This window comes from Trichococcus collinsii, from assembly GCF_900107505.1.
In the GTDB taxonomy this organism is placed as follows: domain Bacteria; phylum Bacillota; class Bacilli; order Lactobacillales; family Aerococcaceae; genus Trichococcus; species Trichococcus collinsii.
In genome coordinates this window covers 219,622-242,945 of record NZ_FNQH01000002.1, presented here as the reverse complement: position 1 = coordinate 242,945, position 23,324 = coordinate 219,622, and the positions used below count along the sequence as shown (strand labels likewise).

The following is a 23,324-nucleotide window of genomic DNA, read 5'->3' as shown; positions in this document are numbered from 1 at the left end:
ATGGGAGATGCAAACGTATCAGATAACGTAATCATGGGGATAACCCCTTCTTTTAATGGCTTATTATTATAGCAGGGCTTGGACACTGTAATATCAGTCGTTTGAGCCCTGCTTGGCATTGACAAATAATGGGGCTGAAGCGATTATTTATTGACCTTCGAAATGCATCCATTATTTGTGGATGCATTTTTTTTCGAAATTTACTCTTATGATTCTTTAATGAAACCAATAAACGAAAAATGAACCGGAGGAAAAGACCATGACCGAAAAACAGTACATTCAATTCTTTGATACGACCCTGCGCGATGGGGAGCAGACACCTGGTGTGAACTTCAATACGAAGGAAAAGGTGCAGATTGCCTTGCAGATGGAAAAATGGGGGATCGATGTTATTGAAGCAGGTTTCCCGATCTCTTCAGAAGGCGACTTCGAAGCAGTAAAGGCGATTGCCGGTGCCGTCAAAAATATGACGGTAGCAGGTCTTGCCCGCTGTAACGAAAAGGACATCGATGCTGCCTACAATGCTTTGAGGGATGCAGTCGATCCGCAAATCCATATATTTATGGCGACCAGCCCCATTCATATGGAATACAAACTGAAAATGACTAAGGAAGAAGTTTTGGCCTCGATCGGACACCATGTGGCATACGCCAAATCAAAATTCGAGAAAGTCCAGTTCTCACCGGAGGATGCTACCCGAAGCGATTGGGACTTCCTGGTTGAAGTCATCAACCTGGCCATCGAAAAGGGCGCAACAGTCATCAATATCCCTGACACGGTTGGCTACACCAATCCGACCGAGTTCGGTAACCTGTTCAAATACCTGAAGCAAAACGTAACCCGCTTTGATGACGTCATCTTCTCCTCCCATTGCCATGACGATCTGGGCATGGCAACAGCCAATGCTTTGGCCGCAGTCGAAAATGGCGCGCTTCGGGTAGAAGGAACCATCAACGGAATTGGCGAACGTGCAGGGAATACGGCTCTGGAAGAAGTTGCGGTCGCTCTTCATATCCGCAAAAACTATTATGAAAAAGAAACCGGTATGGTCCTGAAGGAAACGAAGCGCACAAGCGATTTGGTCAGCCGCCTTTCCGGCATGCCAATTCCGCGCAACAAAGCCGTCATCGGTGGCAACGCCTACGCACACGAATCCGGTATCCATCAGGATGGTGTGCTGAAGAATCCGGAAACCTACGAAATCATCACGCCGCAATTGGTCGGTGTGGAGCACAATTCGCTGCCGTTGGGCAAACTTTCCGGTCGTCACGCCTTTGTGGATCGGATTGCGCAAATGGGCTATGAAATCAGCGACCCGGCAGAAATCAAAATATTGTTCGCCCGTTTCAAAGAACTCGCTGACAAGAAGAAGAACGTGACCGAAGAGGACATCCATGCATTGATGGTCGGAAAATCTATCGAGGACGAGTCGGTTTATGAGTTGAAACGCCTGCAAGTGCAGTTTGTCAAGGATGGCATCCAAGGAGCTATCGTCGGCATCCAGGACAAGCGCAATAAAGACGCGAAGATGCAGGATTCAGCAACCGGATCAGGAAGCATCGAAGCCATCTACAACACCATCAACCGCATCCTGGATCAAGAAATCATTTTGAAGGAATACAATATCGAAGCCATCACGGGCGGAAAAGATGCACAAGCAGAAGTGCACGTGGTCGTGGAGGATGAGGACGGCAAGAGCTATAACGGCACAGGCATCGACTTCGACGTCCTGACGGCATCAGCGAAAGCTTATATCCAAGCCAGCGGTAAAGCAAAAAATAAACAGACAATAGAAAAAGTATCAGCACATTTCTGATGAGGGGGAAAAGTAAGATGAATTATACGATTGCAGCGTTGCCCGGAGATGGCATTGGACCAGAGATAATGGAAAGTGGATTGACTTTGCTGGAAACAATCGGCAAAAAATTTCAACATGAATTCAACGTGACGGTTTACCCATTCGGAGGAGCCGGCATCGATGAAACCGGCGATCCGATCCCACCACAAACAATCAAAGGCTGTTCCGAAGCTGATGCGATCCTTTTGGCCGCAATCGGCGGACCAAAATGGGAAAACGCCGAGAAAACGCCGGAAGATGGCCTGTTGCAATTGCGTAAGACTTTGGGACTTTTCTCGAACATTCGCCCGATCGCAGTGAGCGATAGCATCGCCCACCTGTCCCCGTTGAAGACGGAACGCGTTAAAGGCACTGACTTCATCGTTGTCCGCGAATTGACAGGCGGATTGTACTTCGGCCAGCCGAAGCACTGGAATGACGAAGAAGCGACAGATACTCTCTTCTATAAGAAGAGCGAAATCGATCGGATTGTCCGCCAAGCTTTTGACATCGCGATGACGCGCAGCAAAAAACTGACTTCCGTCGATAAAGCGAACGTATTGGCCAGCAGCAAACTGTGGCGCAAAACAGTCAATGAAATCGCGACGGAATACCCGGAAGTTACCGTCGATCATTTGTATGTCGATGCGGCTTCGATGAAGATTATCCAAAATCCGACTGCATTCGATGTCATCGTTACGGAAAACATGTTCGGCGACATCCTGAGCGACGAAGCATCCGTCATCACAGGCTCATTGGGGATGTTGCCTTCCGGAAGCCATGCTGTGTCCGGTCCATCCTTATATGAACCAATCCATGGATCCGCACCGGACATCGCCGGGAAAAACATCGCGAACCCGATGTCGATGATCCTGTCAGTTGCCATGATGCTGCGCCAAAGCTTCCAGCTACATGAAGAGGCGGATGCACTTGAAAAAGCGGCCGCTGAGGTGATGGATGCCGGTTTCCTGACGGCTGATCTGGGTGGCACGACTACAACGACAGCATTTACTGAACAAGTGAAAGCCATTTTGGAAAAGTGAAGGGGAGTACACAATATGAGCAGAACACTTTTTGATAAACTTTGGGACAGACACGTTATTACAGGACCAGAAGGTGAACCACAATTGTTGTATGTGGACTTGCACTTGATCCATGAAGTCACTTCACCACAAGGCTTCGACGGCTTGCGCGAAACCAACCGCCCAGTCCGACGCCCTGACAAAACGATCGCAACTGTCGACCATAATGTGCCGACGGAAGATATCTTCAACATCAAAGATCTGATTTCGAAGAAACAGATCGAAGCGCTGCAGAAGAACTGCGCAGAATTCAATATCCCATTGATGGATATTGGAACAGCCAACCAAGGGATTGTTCACATGGTCGGACCGGAATTGGGCGCAACCCAACCCGGCAAGATTGTCGTCTGCGGAGATTCGCATACGGCTACGCACGGCGCTTTCGGAGCCATGGCATTCGGTATCGGCAGCTCGGAAGTTGAACATGTTTTTGCAACACAGTCGATCTGGCAGAAAAAACCGAAATCGATGGGCGTCAAAATCACCGGAAAATTGCCTGCAGGCGTTTATGCGAAAGATATTATTCTCCACCTGATTGCGACTTACGGGACAGCCTTCGGGAGCGGCTACGCGATTGAGTTCTACGGGGATACCGTCGAAGCCTTGACGATGGAAGAACGGATGACGATCTGCAATATGTCTATCGAATTTGGGGCTAAAATCGGTATGATGGCGCCGGACCAGACTACCTATGATTATCTGCGCGGCCGCCGGTATGCACCGGAAAACATGGAGAAGGCCATCGCGGATTGGGAAACGTTGAAGAGTGATCCGGATGCTGTATATGACACTGACATTGCTATCGAAGTTTCCAACTTGGCGCCTTATGTAACCTGGGGCACAAACCCAGGCATGGGCGTGCAATTCGGCGAAAAATTCCCTGAAATCCAGGACAAGAATGACGAGCGCGCTTATAACTACATGGATCTGCAGCCTGGCCAGACGGCTGAAGAAATTCCGTTGGGCTTTGTCTTCATCGGCTCATGTACGAATGCGCGTCTGTCCGATTTGATCGAAGCGGCGAAATACGTCAAGGGCGGCAAAGTGCCTAGTCATATCCAGGCTATGGTCGTTCCGGGCAGCCGGACAGTCCGTGATGCAGCCGCAGAGTTGGGATTGGACAAAATCTTCATCGACGCAGGATTTGAATGGCGCGAACCAGGCTGCTCGGCTTGTTTGGGGATGAACCCGGATAAAGTGCCTGCCGGCGTACACTGTGCCTCGACTTCCAACCGTAATTTCGAAGGCCGTCAAGGTAAGGGTTCGCGGACGCACTTGGTCAGCCCGGCCATGGCAGGCGCTGCAGCAGTGAACGGTAAATTTGTGGACATCAGAAAGGAAGCAGTGACTTATGGAGCCAATTAAAGTACATAACGGTAAAACCGTTGCCTTGATGAACAACAACATCGACACCGACCAAATCATCCCAAAAGTATTTCTGAAACGGATCGAAAAAACCGGCTTCGGCGCTTTCGTTTTTGATGAATGGCGTTTCCTGAAAAACGGCGACCCGAATCCGGAGTTCCCTTTGAACGATGCCGACCGCCAAGAAGCAACGATCCTCGTAACCGGGGACAACTTCGGCTGCGGCTCATCCCGTGAGCATGCCGCTTGGGCATTGAAGGATTACCGTTTCCGCGTCATCATCGCCGGCAGCTACAGCGATATCTTCTACATGAATTCCTTAAAGAACGGACTGTTGTTGATCGAATTGCCACAAGAGCAACGTGATGCTTTGGCGCAATTGCCTGCGGATGAAACCATTCAGATCGATTTGCCGAATCAAGTGGTTAGAACCAGCACAGCCGAGTATCCGTTCGCTATCGATCCGACTTGGAAGCATAAATTGGAAAACGGCATCGACGACATCACTGAAACGATGGCGTTTAAAGATGAAATTGATGCGTACGAAGCAAAATGGGATAATATATACGCATAAATCGAAGAAGCGAGAATTTCCTTCAACTTAGAGGGAAATTCTCGCTTGTTTTTTTGAAGTGTTGTAAGATGGAGTTGCGTCAAAGTCTATCAAATATGACGATATGTTGTCGTTGTCGCTAAAAAAACATTATCCTATACTGCTTTATGTTATAATATCTTGTCTGTCGTTAAGCCCCGATTTGAGGATATCTGCAGAAAAAGGCCCGCAGGATGGATGAATGAATTTTCCCTACAGGAGGAATGAATAAGATGAGTAGAGCTTTAATTATTGGTGCCGGTGGCGTTTCCAACGTCGTATGCCATAAATGTGCCCAAAATTCAGAAGTGTTCGAAGAATTTATGATTGCCAGTCGTACCAAGTCAAAATGCGATGAAATCAAAGATCGGATCGAAAGCGGCATTTATGCTGGGCGTTCCAAAATCACGACTGCCCAAGTGGATGCGAACAATGTTCCTGAATTAGTGGCGCTGATCAATGAATACAAACCGGATATCGTGATTAATGTGGCTTTGCCATACCAAGACTTGACCATCATGGATGCCTGTCTTGAGACTAAAACAGATTATGTCGACACAGCGAACTATGAACCGGAAGATACAGCTAAATTTGAATACAAATGGCAATGGGATTACCGCGAACGCTTCGAAAAAGCTGGCATCACAGCTTTATTGGGATCGGGCTTTGATCCGGGCGTAACGAGCGTATTCTCTGCCTATGCCCAAAAACATCATTTCGATGAAATCCATACGATCGATATCCTGGACTGCAACGGCGGTGACCATGGTTATCCTTTCGCAACCAACTTCAATCCGGAAATCAACATCCGTGAAGTTACCGCAAACGGCAGCTATTGGGAAAACGGTAAATGGATTGAAACGGAACCGATGGAAATCAAACGCGAATACAATTTCGATCAAGTAGGTAAGAAAGATATGTACTTGCTGCACCACGAAGAAATTGAATCTTTGGCTTTGAACATCAAAGGCATTAAACGCATCCGTTTCTTCATGACTTTCGGCGAAAGCTATCTGACGCATTTGAAGGTATTGGAGAATGTCGGCATGACTTCAATCGTACCGATCGAATTCGAAGGCAAACAAATCGTGCCGCTGCAATTCCTGAAAGCCGTATTGCCTGATCCAGCTTCATTAGGACCACGCACTAAAGGAAAAACAAACATCGGAAACATCTTCACAGGCATCAAAGACGGTAAAGAAAAGACATATTACATCTACAACGTCTGCGACCATGAAGCATGCTACAAAGAAGTGGGATCACAAGCTGTTTCCTACACAACCGGCGTCCCTGCGATGATCGGGGCAGCTATGGTCTTGACCGGACAATGGAAGAAACCAGGTGTGTATAACATCGAAGAATTCGATCCGGATCCATTCATGGAAGCATTGAACGTCTACGGCTTGCCTTGGCAAGAGGACTTCAATCCTACCTTGGTCGATTAGGAGGTACGGATGGACACTACAATCGATTTTCAAGCCTTGCCGACCCCCAGCTATGTGGTGGATGAAACCTTATTGCGCCGCAATCTGGAAATCCTGAAATCGGTCAAGGATCAGACGGGCTGCAAGATTTTGTTGGCCCAGAAAGCTTTTTCGATGTATCACTTCTACCCTTTGGTAGCCGAGTACTTGGATGGCACGACCGCCAGCTCTGTCCACGAAGCACAATTGGGTTATGAGGAATTCGGTAAAGAGACGCACGTCTTTGCGCCGGCTTTCAAGAAGGAAGAAATGGAGGCGTTGCTCCCGATAGTGGATCACATCGTCTTTAATTCCCCTAACCAAGTGAAGTTGTATGCCGAAATGGTGAAAAATAGCGATCGCCCGATCGAAATCGGTCTGCGCGTCAATCCGGAGCTGTCCACTCAGGACCATGCACTCTATGACCCAGCCAGTCCATTTTCGCGTTTGGGTACGACTGCTGTCAATTTTGATGAAAGCCAAGTCGAACTGTTGGACGGTCTGCATTTCCACACCCTTTGCGAACAGGGTTCCGATGCCTTGGAAGCGACACTGGTCGCATTTGAAGAGAAATTCGGGAAATACCTGCATGGTATGAAATGGGTGAACTTCGGAGGCGGACACCACATCACTAAAGAAGGCTACGATATCGCCAAACTGGTGAAGATCGTCAACTACATCAAAGAGAAATATGCTGTGCAAGTCTATCTTGAGCCTGGCGAAGCGATTGCTTTGAATGCGGGCTTCCTTGTTGCGAGCGTGCTTGAAACGACCTACAACCAGATGAATCTGGCCATCTTGGATACATCCGCTACCTGCCACATGCCTGACGTATTGGAAATGCCTTACCGTCCGTTCATTATCGGTTCCGGTGAAGCGGATGAGAAAGAACATACTTACCGTTTAGGCGGACAGACTTGTTTGGCAGGAGACGTCATCGGGGATTACTCCTTCGATGAACCGCTGATTGCGGGCGATCGCCTGATTTTCACGGATATGGCCATCTATTCCATGGTGAAGAATACGACTTTCAACGGCATCCAACTGCCGGCCATCGCGGCCCATACGGTCAAAGATGGCACAAAAGTCATCAAAACCTTCGGATACGAAGATTTCAAATCACGCCTCTAGTTTTTATTTTAGGAGCTGCCTCTAGATGAGGCAGCTTTTTTGCTGTTCTCCGGCGTGGGAGGCTTGGCCGGAGTTGATCACCACATTCTGATGGTCTCCTCCGGTGGGCAGATACCTTCTCGGAGAAGAGACAAAATATTACCGGTCAACTCCTGCGAAAGAAGCCTCGCCGGAGTTGCGGGGCAAAAAAAGTACAGCCATTGAAAATACAACATGGCTTTAAACGATTTGGTTCAAGTGACAAAGCCGGATAGGTCCGGTATAATCAAATTGTCGAATATTGCGCAGAAATCCAGTAGAAAGGGGAATGACATGAGGGGGGAAATGTTAGTGACATCTTTGGCGGTACTGGGTTTATGGGGGTGCGCGGATCAGCCGGATACGGTTTCTGAAGGTATATCCGTGGACACCTCTTCCGAACAAAAAGATGTACCTATCGAAAAAGATGAGACAAAAGTGATTTCATTCATCGGAGTCGGTGACAACTTGATCCACGATTCCGTTTTCCAGGATGCGAAACTGGCGGACGGGACCTACGAATTCAAGTCTATCTACGAGAATGTGGCGGGGGATATCGAAGAAGCCGATATCGCTTTTCTTAACCAAGAAACGATTAGCGCAGGGGATGGTTATGCCTATTCCGGTTATCCGGCGTTTAATACACCGCCTGAAATAGCTCAGGATATGAGTGATCTAGGCTTTGACTTGGTCAACGGCGCAACGAACCATGCATTGGATTATGATTATCCCGGAGCCCTCAATTCTCTGGCGGTCTGGAATGAACTAGAGGATGTTGTCTATACGGGCATTTATGAGAGTCAGACGGACCGTGATGAAATCCGGACAATCGAGAGGGAAGGCGTCACGTTCTCTTTCTTGACCTATACATACGGGACGAATGGCATTGAGCCCGACACTTCCTACCGTGTCGCTTATTTTGACGAAGAGCAGATTCGCCAAGATGTGGCAAATGCCAAAACCGTTAGTGATGTCGTCATCGTTTCGGCGCACTGGGGTGATGAAAATACGCAGGAAGTCAATGAGATGCAGCGCACTTATGCACAACTTTTCGCCGATTTGGAGGTCGATGTTGTTATCGGTACCCATCCGCACATTCTGCAGCCGATCGAGTGGGTTACAGGCGTGAATCAAAATCAAACACTTGTGGTCTATTCACTGGGAAATTTCATCGCGCATTCATTGACGGATTACAACACGCTCGGCGGCATGGTGACTTTTGATTTCGTCGTTGCTGCTGATAATAGTGTAACCGTCGAAAATGTCCAATTCGAGCCTACCGTTGCGCATTATGTGGCGGATCCGGGAAATGTTGAGAACTCAAGACGTGATTTCAAAATCTATAAGTTGGAAGACTACTCGGAAGAATTGGCTTTACAGCATGGATTGAATGGATATGAAGGCTTTGAAATATCGCCGGATAACTATCTTTCAATCGTGAAGAACGTCATTCCGGCAGAAATGCTGGAGTGATCAAAGAAATACCGTAAAGTGACTTACTGACATGGTATCTAAATTATTAAAACAAAATTATGTGTATGTAACTGCGTTTTTTTATTCATTGTGGGTTTAGGGATTTCATTTTTACAAGATGGCGCTCTGGCTAAGGGCGCCTTTTTATTTGGCGCAAAATCCGGACTGTAGAATACTGTCGAAAAGTGCGGCCTTGTTTGCTCTTTACTGATGTTGTTATCCTTTGTGAAACCATCTGAATGATGTTAAGATGGAACTGAAAGCGATAACAATTTCTTTGTGCTGTAAGGGGGATGCGCTATGGATAAGGAAGTTCATCAACTGATCGAAATCGCTGAAATTGCGATGCAGGCGAGCGACTATGCTCATGCTGAGAAAAAATACATTGATGCTTTATATATGTTGGATGATCCGAAATCGGAAGAATACCAAAAAGTCGTAAATAAGTTAGCGAAGTGCTATGCTGCGCAGAAAAATTTTGCTGGAGCCAAAGAATGTCTCGAGGAGCTTTTGTTTTATGCGAAGAAAAACAAAGATTTGGAGAAGGAAGCCGAGTATTTGCATGCCTTGGCGGTGAACACCCGTTATTTGGAGGAATACGATTTGGCGTCATTGATGTGTGAGGAAGAGATTACTTTTCGACTGACGCATTTCCCTGATGATTATTGCGGGTTGGCACGAAGCTATCATGAGACGGCCATTCTATCATTGTTACAACGGAATCCAATGAAAAGCAAAGTTAATCTGGACAAGGCGAAACAGTATGCCGATAAATCCGAAGATGAGGAATGTCAGGCCGGAATCATGCGCGGGCTGGGTGATTATCATTTCACCCTCAATGATTTGGAAAAAGCCCGGGATTCCTATCTCGAAAGCCATGCCTTATACATGAAAAATAAAAATGAAGAAGCGGCAGATGAATTGTTGGAAAGGCTGAAGCGTGTTGAGGATGTACAGTGAAAACAGTAATAGGTAGCTTTGGACCGCACAAATTCATTCTTAAAATGAAAAAAAGCAACCCGTTTTCAGGTTGCTTGCATTTTCTACAGAATAGATAGAATATCCGAAGGTGCCTTGAAGATGTGATCGGCATCGAAGCCTTCTGACGTATGCGAGCCCCATTCCGCCAAGCCGAATGAAACAGCCGCATTGCGTGCGCATTGATTGTCATAAATGGAATCTCCAATGTAGATGGCTTCATTTTCTGCAACGCCCAATCTCCGCAGGCATTCCGTCAAAGGTTGCCCGGAAGGCTTGTGTTCTTCAGTATCACTGGAAGTGATGATAACGTCAAAAAAGCCATCTAAACCGTAGGGTGTGATATTCAGCTCGTAACTCTCTTTTGTCTTGGAGGTGACAATGCCCAGCAGATGATGGTTTTCCTTCAAATGACGCAGTGTATCTTCCATTCCGGCAAAGATACTCACGCTGTCCGAATAAGTTTTCGATTGCGCACTCCACTTCGGATGCAGATCGGCAGCTTGTTCAGGGGTAAAGCCTAAAGACTGCAAGCCTTCCATGCCTGGTATGCCAAAAATCACACGCATATCTTCCGGTGTTGCAGGTCTTCCGGCGTGTTCCTTAAGGACATCATCCAGACCTCTGAATATGGAATCTTCGGTATCCACAATTGTACCGTCGACATCAAAAATAAATGTATGAATCATTTGAACAGCTCCCTTAAAATAGTCCCTGTCATTATAACACGCTTTGAATAGTAATAAAACGACCCTGAATGATGCAAACGCATTAAAAAAAGGTTACAATGTGCCGTGTTCGTTTGGAAACTGGGCCAATTGGTTATATACTATACCTTTAGGAGCAGAAACTGTTGCTAAAAGAATAAGATCGGCATTGCCGAGTTTTAATAGAGTTAGGGGAATTGAAACATGGCTTTAAACGAGAAAGAATCAAAAATACTGAGCTACATAAAGGAAAATCCTTTCATTTCGCAGCAAGATTTAGCTACAAAGATTGGCTTGTCACGGCCCGCGGTGGCAAACATCATTTCCGGCTTAGTGAGACGGGGATACCTTTTGGGGAAAGCCTATGTCATCAATGACACACGACCAATCGTTTGCATCGGCGCTGCCTGCATTGATCGCCGCTATTTTGTGGAAGGCGGTCTTGTTCATGGACAATCGAACAATGTCACCTCCCAGACTTCAATCGGAGGGGTTGCTCTCAGTATCGCTGAGAATCTGGGCAGGTTGCAGGAAGATGTCGTCATGCTGTCTCTGGTCGGGGATGATGCGGAATGGCATACGATCGAGGAATCCATGCGCCCATTGATGAAGACTTCTGAAGTGGAAATGGTCCCTGGCTTTTCGACAGGAACCTTTATGGAAGTCATCGATGAATCAGGCAAGATGATCATCGGGTTGGCAGAGATGGATATCTATGAATACATGCAGCCAAAGTGGTTGTTGAAACATCTGGCGACGCTGAAGCGGGCGAAGTCGATCATAATCGATTCGAATTGTCCAAAAGAAAGCGTGGAGCACTTACTTGAGATCGGCGCAAAGTACAATATTCCAGTCGCCCTAGTCAGCGCATCCTTACTGAAGCTTTATAATATCCCGGAAAATCTAAAAGGATTGAAATTGCTCATCACAAAGCATGACGAAACCGAGAAACACTTCGGGATCGAAATCAAGGATGATGCATCCTTGCGTGAAGCCTTGCAGCTTTGGATGGGCCAAGGCGTTCAACACGTCATCATCACCCGAAATAGTCAGAGCGTAGGCTATGCCAGCGAAAAATACGGCATGCACGTCTACGACCTCAAGAACAGCGACAAAGACAGCGACACCTACATCTGGGGAACGAACGAGGCGCTTTGTGCCGGAATCGTTTATTCCTACTTGAGGACTGATGATATTACGGAAATGATCCAGACTGGCTTAGTGAATGCCGTCATGTCATCAAAATCAGCCTATAAAGTGCGCCCGAATCTTTCCCAATCGGTGCTGCGTAAGGATGTCAAGGAAATCGGTAAGTTGGAAAGCAGAGAAATTTAGTCAGATAAGACCGTACGAGTGCAGAGAAAATCAATCGTCCAATAAGATGATTTTAATTGTAGTAAGAAATAACCAAAAAGAGCCTGCCACCCAGGCTCTTTTTGGTTTGTAAATTTATCAACCGAAGGGCGGCTAATCTTTTGTTTCTTCCGTAAGTATAGTAAAATAAGATTAAGGAAAGCGTTTTCTGATTGATTATTCCAAAGGAGTGAGTTTGAATGGTTCAGTATAAAAACATATTGATCCCAGTGGACGGATCGGAGGCTTCAATCAAGGCGTTCAAACAAGCGGTTCATATCGCTGAAAGGAACGATGCCGCGCTTTATCTTGTTGCGATCTTGGATAAATTGGACAATGCAGAAGAGGCCGCACAACTGCAGAAGGATAAGGATTCTTTATTCGATGAATTTGACAGATATGCGCGGGCAAACGGGGTCGCTGTACATAAAGAAATGCGCACTGGCAACCCAAAGGAATTGATTGCGAAGACGCTTGTGGAAGAATGGAATTGTGATTTGATCGTTATGGGCGCTACAGGCAAGGGCACTATCGCAAAATTGGTGGTCGGTTCGGTGACGAATCATGTCATCAAACACGCACCATGTGATGTATTAATTGTAAGGGAAAATTAATCAGACGCTTTTGAACCAACGAATCAGGAGACGCAAAAAAAGTCCAGTTACGTAAATGTAGCTGGACTTTCCTTTGTCTAGAGGACAATTTTTGCGGTGCTTCCTTCCGCTGTGCGGTCGACTTCAATGTGGACTGGTATCCGCGTCTTCAATTCCTCGACGTGTGAGATGATCCCGACCAAACGTCCGCTGCTGTTCAGGGAGAACAGAGCTTCGATTGCGGAATCCAATGATTCGGGATCCAGCGAACCGAACCCTTCATCGATGAACAGCGTATCAATCTGGATGCCGCCGCTGCGGCTCTGCATCACGTCACTGAGTCCAAGCGCAAGCGCAAGGGAGGCCTTGAAGCTTTCGCCGCCGGATAACGTTTTGACGCTGCGGGTTTGGCCGGTGTAATGATCGAATACATCGAGATCCAGACCCTTGGCTCCGGCACCTTTTCCTTTGTCTTCCTTGCGCAACAACAGATAGCGGTTGTTCGTCATCTGTTGGAAGCGTAGGTTGGCGGCTTCGATGATTTCTTCATAGTAGATTGCCAGCACGTAGCGTTCGAAGGAAATGTAGTCGGTTTCTTTGGTACCGTTGGCGATGTCCGACAAAGTCCTGTACTTCTGGTAATCAGCAATGATCTGCTGCTGCTTTTTGTAGATTGCAGCGATTTCTTGGGCTGCTTTTCTGAGCATTTGGATGTCGCCTGCGAGCTGATCTTTTTGCTCTTCCGACTCGCGGATGGCATTGTCGAGAAGCACTTTTTGATCGGCGCAGGCAGCGATGGTTTGATCTGGATCCAGTGCTGCTGCGGCTTTCCTTTGATCGCTCAAACGGGTCACAGTGACATTCAGGTCATCTTCATGACTGCGGATCCGTTTCTGGATGTCCAGACAAAGTGACTTATCCAATATCAGTTGGTTGAAAGGTTCTTCCAGATCGGCAGCAGCCAGCACCGTTGCGTATAACGCTTCAGCATCCAGCAAAGCAGTTGTTGCTTCCTCTACCTGAGCTGAGTAGGTGGTCCTGTTGGCAATACAGACAGCAAGCTGTTTCTCGAGTTCCGTCAGCTCTCTGTTCAGCTTGTTGTAGTCGCTTGTGTAGGTCTCAATCTTTTCGTTGAGTTGCATGATCTCTTTTTGGACGGTTGCGAGGTCCTTGTCGCCCAAAACTTGTTTATCCTGGTCGATTTCGGCCAACAGGTCCCGGGAAAGGGTTTCGTTCAAGAACAGTGTTTGCTGGAGGGAAAAGCTGTTCTTGTCGATCGCCTGTAGTTTCGCTTCGATTTCGCTTTGCTCCTTGACGAGGGACTCTTCTTCATCAAGTACTTTCTGCAGATTATTCATTTCCATAAGTAATGTTTTTTCTGACGCGATATCTGTATCGTGTTTTTCTTTCTGTTTGTGCTTAAAGTTTTCGAAAGTTTCAGCCGGGACTGCGAATTCATCGAAGAGGTCGGCCAGTTGTTTTCGGATGCCGGAAAGTTCGGCAGTTGCTTGCTGGTAATCTACATAAGCCTGATTCCGTTTTTTCTCCAGCAACTCCCGGTCCTGATCCGAAAGGGTATCTGCCGTTTTTTGCGCGGGTGCGGGATGGTGTGTTGAACCGCAGACAAGGCAAGCCTCTCCGCCAACCAACTGCTCGGCTAAGATGCCGGCGATGTTGCGGTTGTAGAGGAGGGTTTCATCCTTTAACTGTTGATCGACCGTCACGTATGCCTTTTCCAGAATCAGGAATCGCTCGCCTTTTTCAAGTTGTTCAGCCAATAATTTTTCGGTTTGGACGATCCTTTTGTGGAGCTGATCGGATTGTTGCACGTTCATTCTGCACGCGTTCAATTGCTCTTGAATGATTGAAGCATCCTTTTGGGCTTGTTTCACTTCCGCAAGCTTCTGCTGGCACTGCTCCTGTTTTCCTTTTTGTACATTCTTGAGTTCCGCATGTTTTTGCAGTTCTTTCGTGGCATCTTCGCACGCTTTCTGGCAACCGGTCAGTTCTTTTTCTTTGTTAGCCAATGCGACAAGCTGTTTTTCCTGTTCCTTCACGGCGTCGACCTGCGCACGCAAGCCTGGGATCAGGGAAAGGGCACGTTCCGATGCTTCGAACGCTGATTTTTTATCGTGTGTAGCCTGATTCAGTTGGTCCAAGAGACCGTCATTTAGTTTGGCTTGTTCCTGCTTTACAGCCTGATTTGTCGATGCTGCAATGCACAGCAGTCTTTTTTCCTCAGCTTTGACGGCTTGTTCATGGCGTTTCAATTGTCGTTTCCATTCGAGGACAGACGATTCTTCTTCCTCAAGAACTTTGAGCCGTGCCTCCAGTTGTGCGATATCTTCGAGCAATTTGATGGTATCGGAAGCGGCTTGGCTTTGTGAACGCAAATACGTGAGTTGCAGTTCTTTGGCGTTGCGTTCTTCTTCGAGCGCAGCCAGCAGTTCTGCGATCCGAACGAGGATGCGCTCGGTGTCCTGCAAGATGAGTACTTCCTGCAGGGCGTCATCGCTGATTCCGGAGGCAAACGAGTAGGCGGTCTGCAGGGAATCCTGGGCGGAAGTCGCTTGGCTCTGGAGCAATTTGGCTTTTTCCTTCAGCTCCTCCTGGAAGCTTTTCAGTATTTCGGTTCCGAAGATATTCCGGAAGATCGTCTCTTTTTCGTTGCTGTTCGATTCCAGCAGTTTTTTGAATTCCCCTTGCGGCAGCATGACGATCTGTTTGAACTGCTCATAGTTCAAGGAAAGCAGCTGTTCTATTTCCGCATTGGCATCGCGCGCTTTTGTCGTTACAGTGTCATCGTGATAGAAGGCCACATCAGCCAAAAGATTGATGATTTTCCCACTCTTCCCGGGACCCATCTGGGCAGGAGAACGTCGGACGCGGTAAGTCTTCCCGTTGTATTCGAACGTCAGATCGACGTAACAGACCGACTCTTCCGTTGCAAACTGAGATTTGAACGTGTCCTTTTCCCGGCTGCTGCCGCTGGCGACGTCGTAAAGTGCGTAGGCAATGGCATCGAAAATCGTGGTCTTGCCGGCACCCGTGGGCCCGCTCACCAGGAACAACGTTTGGTTTTGGAATTGCGTGAAGTCCAATACGATCTTTTCTTTATATGGCCCGAAGGCACTCACTTCTAATCTTAAGGGTCTCATCTAGTCTTTCCTTCCCAAAGCGGAAAAGACATCCGCAACGATTTTTTGACCGGCATCATCTAATTCGATGGCGCGGTATTGCTCATAAAAGTCCTTGAAGAGGTCAGGGTAGGACAGCTGTTGGAGATCCTCGCGGTTGTGCTGCAGGGCCACCGATTCAGTATCTCTCCGGCTGACGTACTCGAGGCCCATCGCGTGTGGATAGCGGCGGCGCAATTGGTTCATAGCATCCAGCACGTATTCCGAATCCTCCAGTTCAAAGAACAGATAATCGTCGGATTGGCCTTTCATCAACTCGGAAAACGTGCTCCGGATCGTGCGCATATCGCGCAAAGGCTTGATGCGGAGCGGTTCGATCTCCAGTTTGTCTTTTTCAATCGTTACGATACTCGTCTGTTTTTGATGAGGGGTTTCCGATTTTGAATACTTCAGGATCGAGCCGCTGTAGCGGACTTTGTCGTTTTTGACTTTCTGGGCTTTGTGCAGATGCCCTAGAGCAACGTAATCAAAGTCCTCGAACAGCGACACATCCACGTATTCGGAAGTGCCGATGCTGAGCGGACGTTCGGAATCGGATGGCTCGCTTGTGTCGTTTCCGGCCTGGATCACATAGCCATGCGCAATCAGTATGTTCACTTCATCCGGGTTCATTGTTGCTTTGATGGTCGCTAGTTGCGCACGCACAGCGTCTTCCATATTTTTAATGCTGTCATCCTTAAGCTTTTCCCGCACATAGACATGATCCGCAAAGGGCAACAGATAAAAATTGGTTCCTTGGAAGGGAACTATTCGGATAGCCTCTTTCATGGTTCCTTCTATGTAGAGGTGGCTGTCGGCCAGCAGATCGGCGGCATATTCGATGCGTTCGTTGCTGTCGTGGTTACCGGCGATGACGAACACAGGCACGCCCAATTCCTTCACCATCCGGGTCAGTGTCCGGTTGGCCAGCACCACCGCTTCTTTCGGCGGCAAGGCGCGGTCGTATAGGTCGCCCGCCATGATAATCGCGTCGATTTCTTTTTCTTTCAGTGTTTCTATCAGCTTCATCAAGTAATAGGTCTGATCATCCAGCATGGAAAAATCGTTGACGATTTTGCCAAGATGCCAATCAGCTGTATGCAGTATTCGCATGGAAAAGTCTCCTGTCCATCGGTTAGTGTCTTGTAATTAAAAAGTTGCGCGTATCTTATAAGTAAGCCAAATAAGTTCATGTTCCATTATAACAGACTATCCGGGGGGCGAGCAGGGACAAATGCAGTGAGGTGAGTGAAATGCTAGTGATGTGGACGCTTTTGGTCTATAGTATGGGTATGAGGTTAGGATAATAAAGCAGTTGAAGGAGGAGCCGAAATGGATCTGGGGTTAACAAACAAAGTGGCATTGGTCATTGCTTCGAGCCAAGGGTTGGGTAAGGCGGTAGCGAAGGAGCTCGTCAAAGAAGGCGCATATGTCATGCTCACGAGCAGAAGCGAAGACAAATTGGCTGAAGTGAAGGAAGAGCTGGAAGCCTTGCATGGCGGAAAGGTTGCGTATTTCCCTTGCGACATCACCAAAAATGAGGATATCCAGAAGCTGGTGGCAAGGACGCATGAAGTGTTCGGGAAAATCGATATTTTGTTGAACAATGCAGGCGGTCCGCCAAGTGGAAAATTCGATTCCTTTTCCGATGAGGCGTGGCAACAGGCTTTCGAATTAAACTTGTTGAGCTACATTCGGATCATCCGTGAAGTGTTACCCGATCTGCGCAAAGAGGGCGGGCGCATCGTCAATATCGCCTCGATTTCGGTGAAGACGCCGTTGCCGAATCTGGTCCTTTCAAACACGTTCCGGAACGGCATCGTTGGTCTAAGCAAGACGCTTGCTGATGAATTGGCGCCCGACAACATCCTCGTGAATGTCGTTGCTCCGGGAAAAATCGCAACCGATCGCCTGAAATATCTGAATGAAGCGAACGCCAAAGCGAAAGAGCTGCCATTGGCGGAAGTCGACAAGAACGCAATCGCAGGTATTCCTTTGGGTCGTTACGGTACACCGGAAGAATTCGCGAAAGCCGTCGTTTTCCTTCTTTCCGAAGCAAATACCTACATCACCGGGAGCACACTATATGTGGATGGTGGGGCAGTCAAAGCGATTTGAAGCCGAACCGCCATCCGAAACAGACAGGAGAATGAAATATGGGACAAGTAATCATCAACGCAGACGATTTTGGTCTCACAAATGGTGTGAATTATGGCATCGTCGACAGTTTTTTGTACGGTATCACCACCTCAACGACCCTGTTGGCGAACGGAGTGGCATTCGATCATGCAGTTGAATTGGCATCCGATCATCCGGAACTGGAAATCGGGGTCCATCTGAATTTGACGCTCGGGAAGCCTCTATTGCCTAATGCAGACAGTATCAGTGCCAATGGGCGTTTTCGAACAAGGGAATATGTGCAGCAAAATTCGGCTTCGCTGGATTTGGATGAAGTCTATGCGGAGTGGCATGCTCAGATCGAAAAGGTGCGCAAGGCGGGCATCAAACCAACGCATTTGGATTCGCATCACCATGTACATATGTTGGAGCCACTGAACAAAGTCATTCTGTCGTTGGCAATCCAGTACGAACTGCCAATCCGGGATCACTTTGAAGGCAGCCATGGGGTATTGCACACAGACCGTCAATTCGATCTCGGGTTTGCAGCTGAAAAACCGCAGGCTGAATTAGGGATGAGCGTGATGGAAAAATTGGATGACATCATGGCCGTCTTGGAAAAAGAAGACACCTCGATTGAATTGATCGTCCATCCGGGCTATGTCGACGCAAGTCTGGAACGTGTGAGCAGTCTTCAGAAAGAACGGGCCTACATGGCTGAATTCTTGATGCATTCTGACTTTGCAGATCGGATCCGAGAAGATGAGGCAATCCAGTTGATTTCGTATGCTGAATTGAAAGAATAAAGAGACTTGTAAGGTAAGGCAGTCCCGTTAAGGGGCTGCCTTTTTACATTTATTATTAAATTATAATTAATATCATTAACTGAAATGCGGGAAGTAGTGATAGAATAGAGAAATGAAGCATAGCTGACCTGTACGGCGATTTTTTGATGTTCGCAACGGATTCAGCTGCAATTTGAATAATAAAGGAGTAATTTAAAAAATGGCATTATTGGAAATGGAACATCTGAGTTTTGTGTCGGACGGCAAAGTCATTCTGGACGACATCAGCTATTCGCTGGAGGAGGGCGAGTTTCTTTCGATAACTGGCCCGTCCGGAAGCGGCAAAAGCACATTATTGAAGATTATGGCGACCATCCTGTCGCGTACCGAAGGGGAAATACGCTACCAAGGCAAATCGCTGGATGCATACGAGCCCACCGAATATCGCAAGGAGGTTTCCTATACGTTCCAGACACCTGTTTTGTTCGGAAAAACTGTCCGCGACAATTTGGCTTTTCCTTACGAAATCCGCAAAAAAGAATTCGATGAAAAGAAAGCAGTCGCATATCTGGAGTCGCTAGGGCTGCCGAAGGAATATTTGGATAAAGAAATAAATACCTTGTCAGGCGGGGAAAAACAGCGTGTCGCTTTGATCCGCAACGTCCTGTTTCAACCGAAAATTCTCTTGCTCGATGAAGTGACGAGCGCCTTGGATGAAGCGAATCGCCAAATCATCTGGAAATGGCTCCAGGAAATGCGGGAGCATGCCGATATGACGATCATCATGGTCAGCCATAATGAGGAAGAATCAAGCTTGGCGGATAAGAACATCCATATCGTTGCTGGGAAAATCGTAAAAGGGGAGGGGAACTAAGATGGATCTACAAGTCAGTCCAATCACGCTCATGTTGAGCTTTTCATTGGTAATGGTGGGAGTTTACATCTCTTACAAAGAAAAATTAGGCACGGCCAAAGACATTTTGTACAGCATCGCCAGAGCCGTTGTACAGCTGATTGCGGTAGGGTACGTTTTGACGTACTTGTTCAATGTGAACAATACGATTGTCACCTTGGTTATGGTTGCCGTCATCGTCTTCAATGCGTCATGGAATGCCCACAAACGCAGCAGCAGTATCCCGAATTCCTTGAAGATTTCATTGATCGCAATCTCTGCTTCAGCAATCTTGACGTTATCCGTTCTGGTCCTGTCAGGGTCCGTCAAATTTATCCCTTCACAGATTGTGCCGATCACCGGCATGATAGCTGGGAATGCGATGACGACCATCGGATTGTGCTACCGCAACCTGAATTCCTTGTTCCGTGATCAGCGCCAGCAGATTCTGGAAAAACTGTCTCTCGGTGCGACTCCGAATCAAGCTTCGCGCACCATCTTGAGGGAAACGATCAGGTCGGGCATGCAGCCATCATTGGATTCCGCCAAAACGGTGGGCATCGTCTCCTTGCCAGGTATGATGTCGGGTCTGATGTTTGCCGGTACCGTACCGATGACGGCCATCATGTATCAGATCATGGTGACTTTCATGCTGGTTGCGGCGACAAGCATCTCCTCCTACATCGCCTCTTTCCTGGCATACCGCGAATTCTACAATGACAGACAGCAACTGCGCGTCTGACGCTGCTCAGTTTTTCGGTTGGTCCGTTCTGAAAAGTATGGTATCCTTTCTATTATAAAATTGATTTTGGAGGGAAAACGTTGAGCGGATTAATCTATCGCAGCACCCATCGCATCAAAGGCTATGAATGTGACATCACCGGTGAAATCACTTTGCCATCGCTCGTCAACCTGATGATGGACTTGTCGGGCCAACAAAGCGATTCACTCGGGAACACGAATGATCAGATGTCCGAAAGAGGTCTCAGTTGGATCATCGTGCAGTACGACATGCAGATCGAACGCATGCCGCACCGAGGTGAAGAAATCATCCTGGAAACGGAAGCGATGAGCTATAATCGTTACTTCACCTATCGCCGCTTTCGAGCTTATGATGAAAGCGAACAACTTTGTGTGGAAGTGATGACGAACTTTGTCATGATGGACATCGAGACCCGCAAAATGGTCCAGATCCAAAAAGACCTGCTGACCGTCTATCAAGCCGATGAAATCCGGACGATGGTGCGCATGCAGAAGCCGATCCAACTGGAGCCGGAAAACCGCAAGGAACAGGATTTCCGCGTCAGATACCTGGATATCGACTACAATCGTCATGTCAACAACGCAAAATATTTCGATTGGATCATCAACACGATCGATCCGAAATTCATCATGGATCACCAGATGGCTGCCGTTACGATCAAGTATGAAAAAGAGGTAGAATACGGCAACAGTATCACTAGCGTCATGTCGACGAAAGAAGCGGGGAACGGTGAAATCATCACCGCGCATCGCATCATGAACGGCGAAGACCTGGCCTGTGAAGCCCATATGATCTGGAAAAAAGTATAGAAAAGCGGAACGGGTTCGTTCCGCGCTGAAAGAAATTTAGGAAATCTGGCCCTGAATGAGCATGGCAGAGCGCAATGAGTCAGATTTGTCTAATTTCCGAAGGGCTAACCCGTGAGGCTAGCCAACGTTTTGGGATGCATGGAATATTTTGCACCTCTGTAAAACATCAGAGGTGAGGCACTTTTGGAATTGAAATATTCTATTAAACAAAAAGAGGAACAACCCGAATGTTCGGTTTGTTCCTCTTTTCTTCGTGCTGATTTTATGCTTGTTCATTATAAAGTGCGTTGATTCTTGCTTGGACATCCTTATCAGCCAAGAAGTCTTCATAGGTTGTTTCCATTCTGTCGACAACACCATTTGGAGTTACTTCGATGATACGGTTCGCAGTAGTGTTGATGAACTCGTAATCGTGTGAAGTGAACAACAATGCACCTTTGAAGGCAATCATGCCGTCATTCAGGGCAGTGATGGATTCAAGATCCAAGTGATTCGTCGGGTCATCCAATACCAAGACGTTTGCTTTTGTAAGCATCATTTTCGATAGGATGATACGGACTTTTTCTCCCCCGGATAGGACAGAAACTTTCTTCATGACGTCTTCACCTGAGAACAACATGCGGCCCAAGAAGCTGCGCAAGAAGGTATTGTCGTCCTCTTCTTTGCCTGCGAATTGGCGCAACCATTCCAAAATAGTGATGTCGGCAACCGGGAATTCGTTCGTGTGGTCCTTCGGCAAGTAGCTTTGTGACGTTGTGACGCCCCATTTGAAAGTACCGCCGTCAGCTTCCATTTCACCCATCAAAATTTTGAAGAGGGTGGTAGTAGCGATGTCTTTGCGGCTTGCAAAAGCGACTTTATCGTTTTTGTTTAAAGCAAAGCTGATTTTGTCCAAGATTTTGACGCCGTCGATTGTCTTGGAAAGGTTCGAAACGATCAGTAAGTCATTGCCGATTTCGCGTTCTGGGGTGAAGCCGACAAAAGGATATTTACGGGATGATGGTTGAATATCATCCAAGGTGATTTTATCCAACGTCTTTTTACGTGAAGTCGCTTGTTTGGATTTCGATGCATTTGCACTGAATCGCGCAATGAAGTCCTGCAACTCCTTGATCTGCTCTTCTTTTTTCGAATTGGAATCGGCTGCCAGTTTAGAAGCCAATTGACTGGATTGCATCCAGAAGTCATAGTTACCGACATAAAGTTTGATCTTTCCGAAGTCAACGTCACACATGTGCGTACATACTGTGTTCAGGAAGTGACGGTCATGGGAAACAACGATGACGGTGTTAGGGAAGTTGATAAGGAATTCGGATAACCACTCGATTGATTCTTTGTCCAAACCGTTTGTCGGCTCGTCCAATAGTAGTACGTCAGGTTTGCCGAATAATGCTTGCGCCAGCAAAACTTTTACTTTTTGCGGCTCCAATAGGTCGCTCATCTGCTTGAAGTGCAATTCTTCACCAATTCCTAAACCTTGCAAGAGACTTGCAGCATCGGATTCGGCTTCCCATCCATCCAATTCAGCAAATTCGCCTTCAAGTTCGCCGGCTCTGATGCCGTCTTCCTCAGTGAAATCGGTTTTTGCGTAGATGGCATTTTTTTCATCCATGATGGCATAAAGACGTTTGTGCCCCATGATCACAGTGTCCAGTACTTGATGGTCTTCGAAACCATAGTGATTTTGGTTCAGTACAGCTAAACGTTCATTTGGATCCATAATGATATCGCCGGTTGTGGGCTGGATGACGCCTGATAAAATCTTCAAAAAAGTAGATTTTCCAGCTCCATTGGCACCGATGACGCCATAGCAGTTACCAGGGGTGAACTTTAGATTGACATTGTCAAACAGTTTGCGATCGGAAAATTGTAGGCTGACATTTGATACGGTAATCATTTTTTTACATTCCTCAATTCTTGTTTATAGTCAATTAATTCTAGCATATTCCTGAAAAAATAAAAGGATTTTACATACTGTTTACAAAAAACGAGTAAGATTGTTTCTTTTGTGGCAATCGTTTGTGCTCGTTTGTTGCAATATTGCCGTTATTTTGCGGATGACAACCAATGCTTGGGGGATATATGGTAAAATGAGAAATTGGTAAGTTTTTTTGGTTAGCGCTATCAATTCTAGTAACAGGGGAAATGCCGTGATAGAATGAAAAAAATTGAAACAGAAAGTTGGCTGA

At 47.1% G+C, this 23,324-nt stretch carries 19 protein-coding genes; 15 read left to right on the top strand and 4 right to left on the bottom strand.

Translation table 11 applies throughout. The annotated features are described in order from the left end of the window. Nucleotides 1-259 precede the first annotated feature (259 nt). The 8 genes from BLV66_RS05435 to BLV66_RS05400 all read left to right on the top strand — a co-directional run bounded on the left by BLV66_RS05435 (nt 260) and on the right by BLV66_RS05400 (nt 9,921). Nucleotides 260-1,816, top strand: coding sequence for a 2-isopropylmalate synthase (locus BLV66_RS05435; RefSeq protein ID WP_086987448.1), 1,557 nt, complete (start codon nt 260-262; stop codon nt 1,814-1,816). A gap of 17 nt (nt 1,817-1,833) precedes the next feature. Next, a complete protein-coding gene (leuB, locus tag BLV66_RS05430; RefSeq protein WP_086987449.1) occupies nt 1,834-2,880 on the top strand; it encodes a 3-isopropylmalate dehydrogenase in 1,047 nt (348 codons plus the stop codon). A gap of 15 nt (nt 2,881-2,895) precedes the next feature. Then, nucleotides 2,896-4,284 (top strand): 3-isopropylmalate dehydratase large subunit, encoded by a 1,389-nt coding sequence (leuC, locus tag BLV66_RS05425; RefSeq protein WP_086987450.1) that lies wholly within the window; start codon nt 2,896-2,898, stop codon nt 4,282-4,284. Next, nucleotides 4,271-4,858, top strand: coding sequence for a 3-isopropylmalate dehydratase small subunit (leuD, locus tag BLV66_RS05420; RefSeq protein WP_086987451.1), 588 nt, complete (start codon nt 4,271-4,273; stop codon nt 4,856-4,858). Before leuC ends, leuD begins: the two co-directional genes overlap by 14 nt. Before the next feature lie 251 nt (nt 4,859-5,109). Continuing rightward, on the top strand, nt 5,110-6,321 hold the full coding sequence (locus BLV66_RS05415; protein WP_086987452.1) for a saccharopine dehydrogenase family protein: 1,212 nt from the start codon (nt 5,110-5,112) through the stop codon (nt 6,319-6,321). A gap of 21 nt (nt 6,322-6,342) precedes the next feature. Continuing rightward, the gene (gene nspC, locus BLV66_RS05410; RefSeq protein ID WP_218131814.1) at nt 6,343-7,470 is read left to right on the top strand and encodes a carboxynorspermidine decarboxylase; all 1,128 of its coding nucleotides are present in this window, start codon (nt 6,343-6,345) and stop codon (nt 7,468-7,470) included. A gap of 324 nt (nt 7,471-7,794) precedes the next feature. Beyond that, nucleotides 7,795-8,961, top strand: a complete 1,167-nt coding sequence (locus tag BLV66_RS05405) for a CapA family protein (RefSeq protein ID WP_176974150.1) — start codon at nt 7,795-7,797, stop codon at nt 8,959-8,961. A 300-nt stretch (nt 8,962-9,261) separates the two neighbouring features. Further along, a complete protein-coding gene (locus BLV66_RS05400; protein WP_086987455.1) occupies nt 9,262-9,921 on the top strand; it encodes a tetratricopeptide repeat protein in 660 nt (219 codons plus the stop codon). Nucleotides 9,922-10,004: 83 nt separating this feature from the next. Here the strand turns inward: BLV66_RS05400 and BLV66_RS05395 are convergent, their stop codons facing one another. Further along, nucleotides 10,005-10,628: an HAD family hydrolase gene (locus BLV66_RS05395; RefSeq protein WP_086987456.1), complete on the bottom strand. Its 624-nt coding sequence runs from the start codon at nt 10,626-10,628 to the stop codon at nt 10,005-10,007. Between the two features lie 222 nt (nt 10,629-10,850). Between BLV66_RS05395 and BLV66_RS05390 the strand changes: the two genes are divergently transcribed. Continuing rightward, nucleotides 10,851-11,981, top strand: a complete 1,131-nt coding sequence (locus BLV66_RS05390; protein ID WP_086987457.1) for a carbohydrate kinase — start codon at nt 10,851-10,853, stop codon at nt 11,979-11,981. Nucleotides 11,982-12,199: 218 nt separating this feature from the next. Then, the gene (locus BLV66_RS05385) at nt 12,200-12,613 is read left to right on the top strand and encodes a universal stress protein (protein WP_086987458.1); all 414 of its coding nucleotides are present in this window, start codon (nt 12,200-12,202) and stop codon (nt 12,611-12,613) included. A gap of 77 nt (nt 12,614-12,690) precedes the next feature. Here BLV66_RS05385 and BLV66_RS05380 read toward each other — a convergent pair whose 3' ends face one another. Together BLV66_RS05380 and BLV66_RS05375 are read right to left on the bottom strand one after the other, a co-directional pair. Further along, the gene (locus BLV66_RS05380) at nt 12,691-15,750 is read right to left on the bottom strand and encodes an AAA family ATPase (RefSeq protein ID WP_086987459.1); all 3,060 of its coding nucleotides are present in this window, start codon (nt 15,748-15,750) and stop codon (nt 12,691-12,693) included. After that, the gene (locus BLV66_RS05375) at nt 15,751-16,881 is read right to left on the bottom strand and encodes an exonuclease SbcCD subunit D (protein ID WP_086987460.1); all 1,131 of its coding nucleotides are present in this window, start codon (nt 16,879-16,881) and stop codon (nt 15,751-15,753) included. It abuts the gene before it with no gap. Between the two features lie 219 nt (nt 16,882-17,100). Between BLV66_RS05375 and BLV66_RS05370 the strand changes: the two genes are divergently transcribed. The 5 genes from BLV66_RS05370 to BLV66_RS05350 all read left to right on the top strand — a co-directional run bounded on the left by BLV66_RS05370 (nt 17,101) and on the right by BLV66_RS05350 (nt 21,135). Beyond that, complete coding sequence (locus BLV66_RS05370; protein ID WP_086987461.1) at nt 17,101-17,886, top strand: SDR family oxidoreductase; 786 nt, start codon at nt 17,101-17,103, stop codon at nt 17,884-17,886. Between the two features lie 38 nt (nt 17,887-17,924). Further along, nucleotides 17,925-18,692: a ChbG/HpnK family deacetylase gene (locus BLV66_RS05365; protein WP_086987462.1), complete on the top strand. Its 768-nt coding sequence runs from the start codon at nt 17,925-17,927 to the stop codon at nt 18,690-18,692. A gap of 199 nt (nt 18,693-18,891) precedes the next feature. Then, nucleotides 18,892-19,545, top strand: coding sequence for an ABC transporter ATP-binding protein (locus BLV66_RS05360; RefSeq protein ID WP_086987463.1), 654 nt, complete (start codon nt 18,892-18,894; stop codon nt 19,543-19,545). A 1-nt stretch (nt 19,546) separates the two neighbouring features. Continuing rightward, complete coding sequence (locus BLV66_RS05355) at nt 19,547-20,305, top strand: ABC transporter permease (protein ID WP_086987464.1); 759 nt, start codon at nt 19,547-19,549, stop codon at nt 20,303-20,305. 80 nt (nt 20,306-20,385) lie between these two features. Beyond that, nucleotides 20,386-21,135, top strand: coding sequence for an acyl-[acyl-carrier-protein] thioesterase (locus tag BLV66_RS05350; protein ID WP_176974149.1), 750 nt, complete (start codon nt 20,386-20,388; stop codon nt 21,133-21,135). A 262-nt stretch (nt 21,136-21,397) separates the two neighbouring features. Here BLV66_RS05350 and BLV66_RS05345 read toward each other — a convergent pair whose 3' ends face one another. Then, a complete protein-coding gene (locus tag BLV66_RS05345; protein ID WP_086987466.1) occupies nt 21,398-23,032 on the bottom strand; it encodes an ABC-F family ATP-binding cassette domain-containing protein in 1,635 nt (544 codons plus the stop codon). Nucleotides 23,033-23,324: the final 292 nt, after the last annotated feature.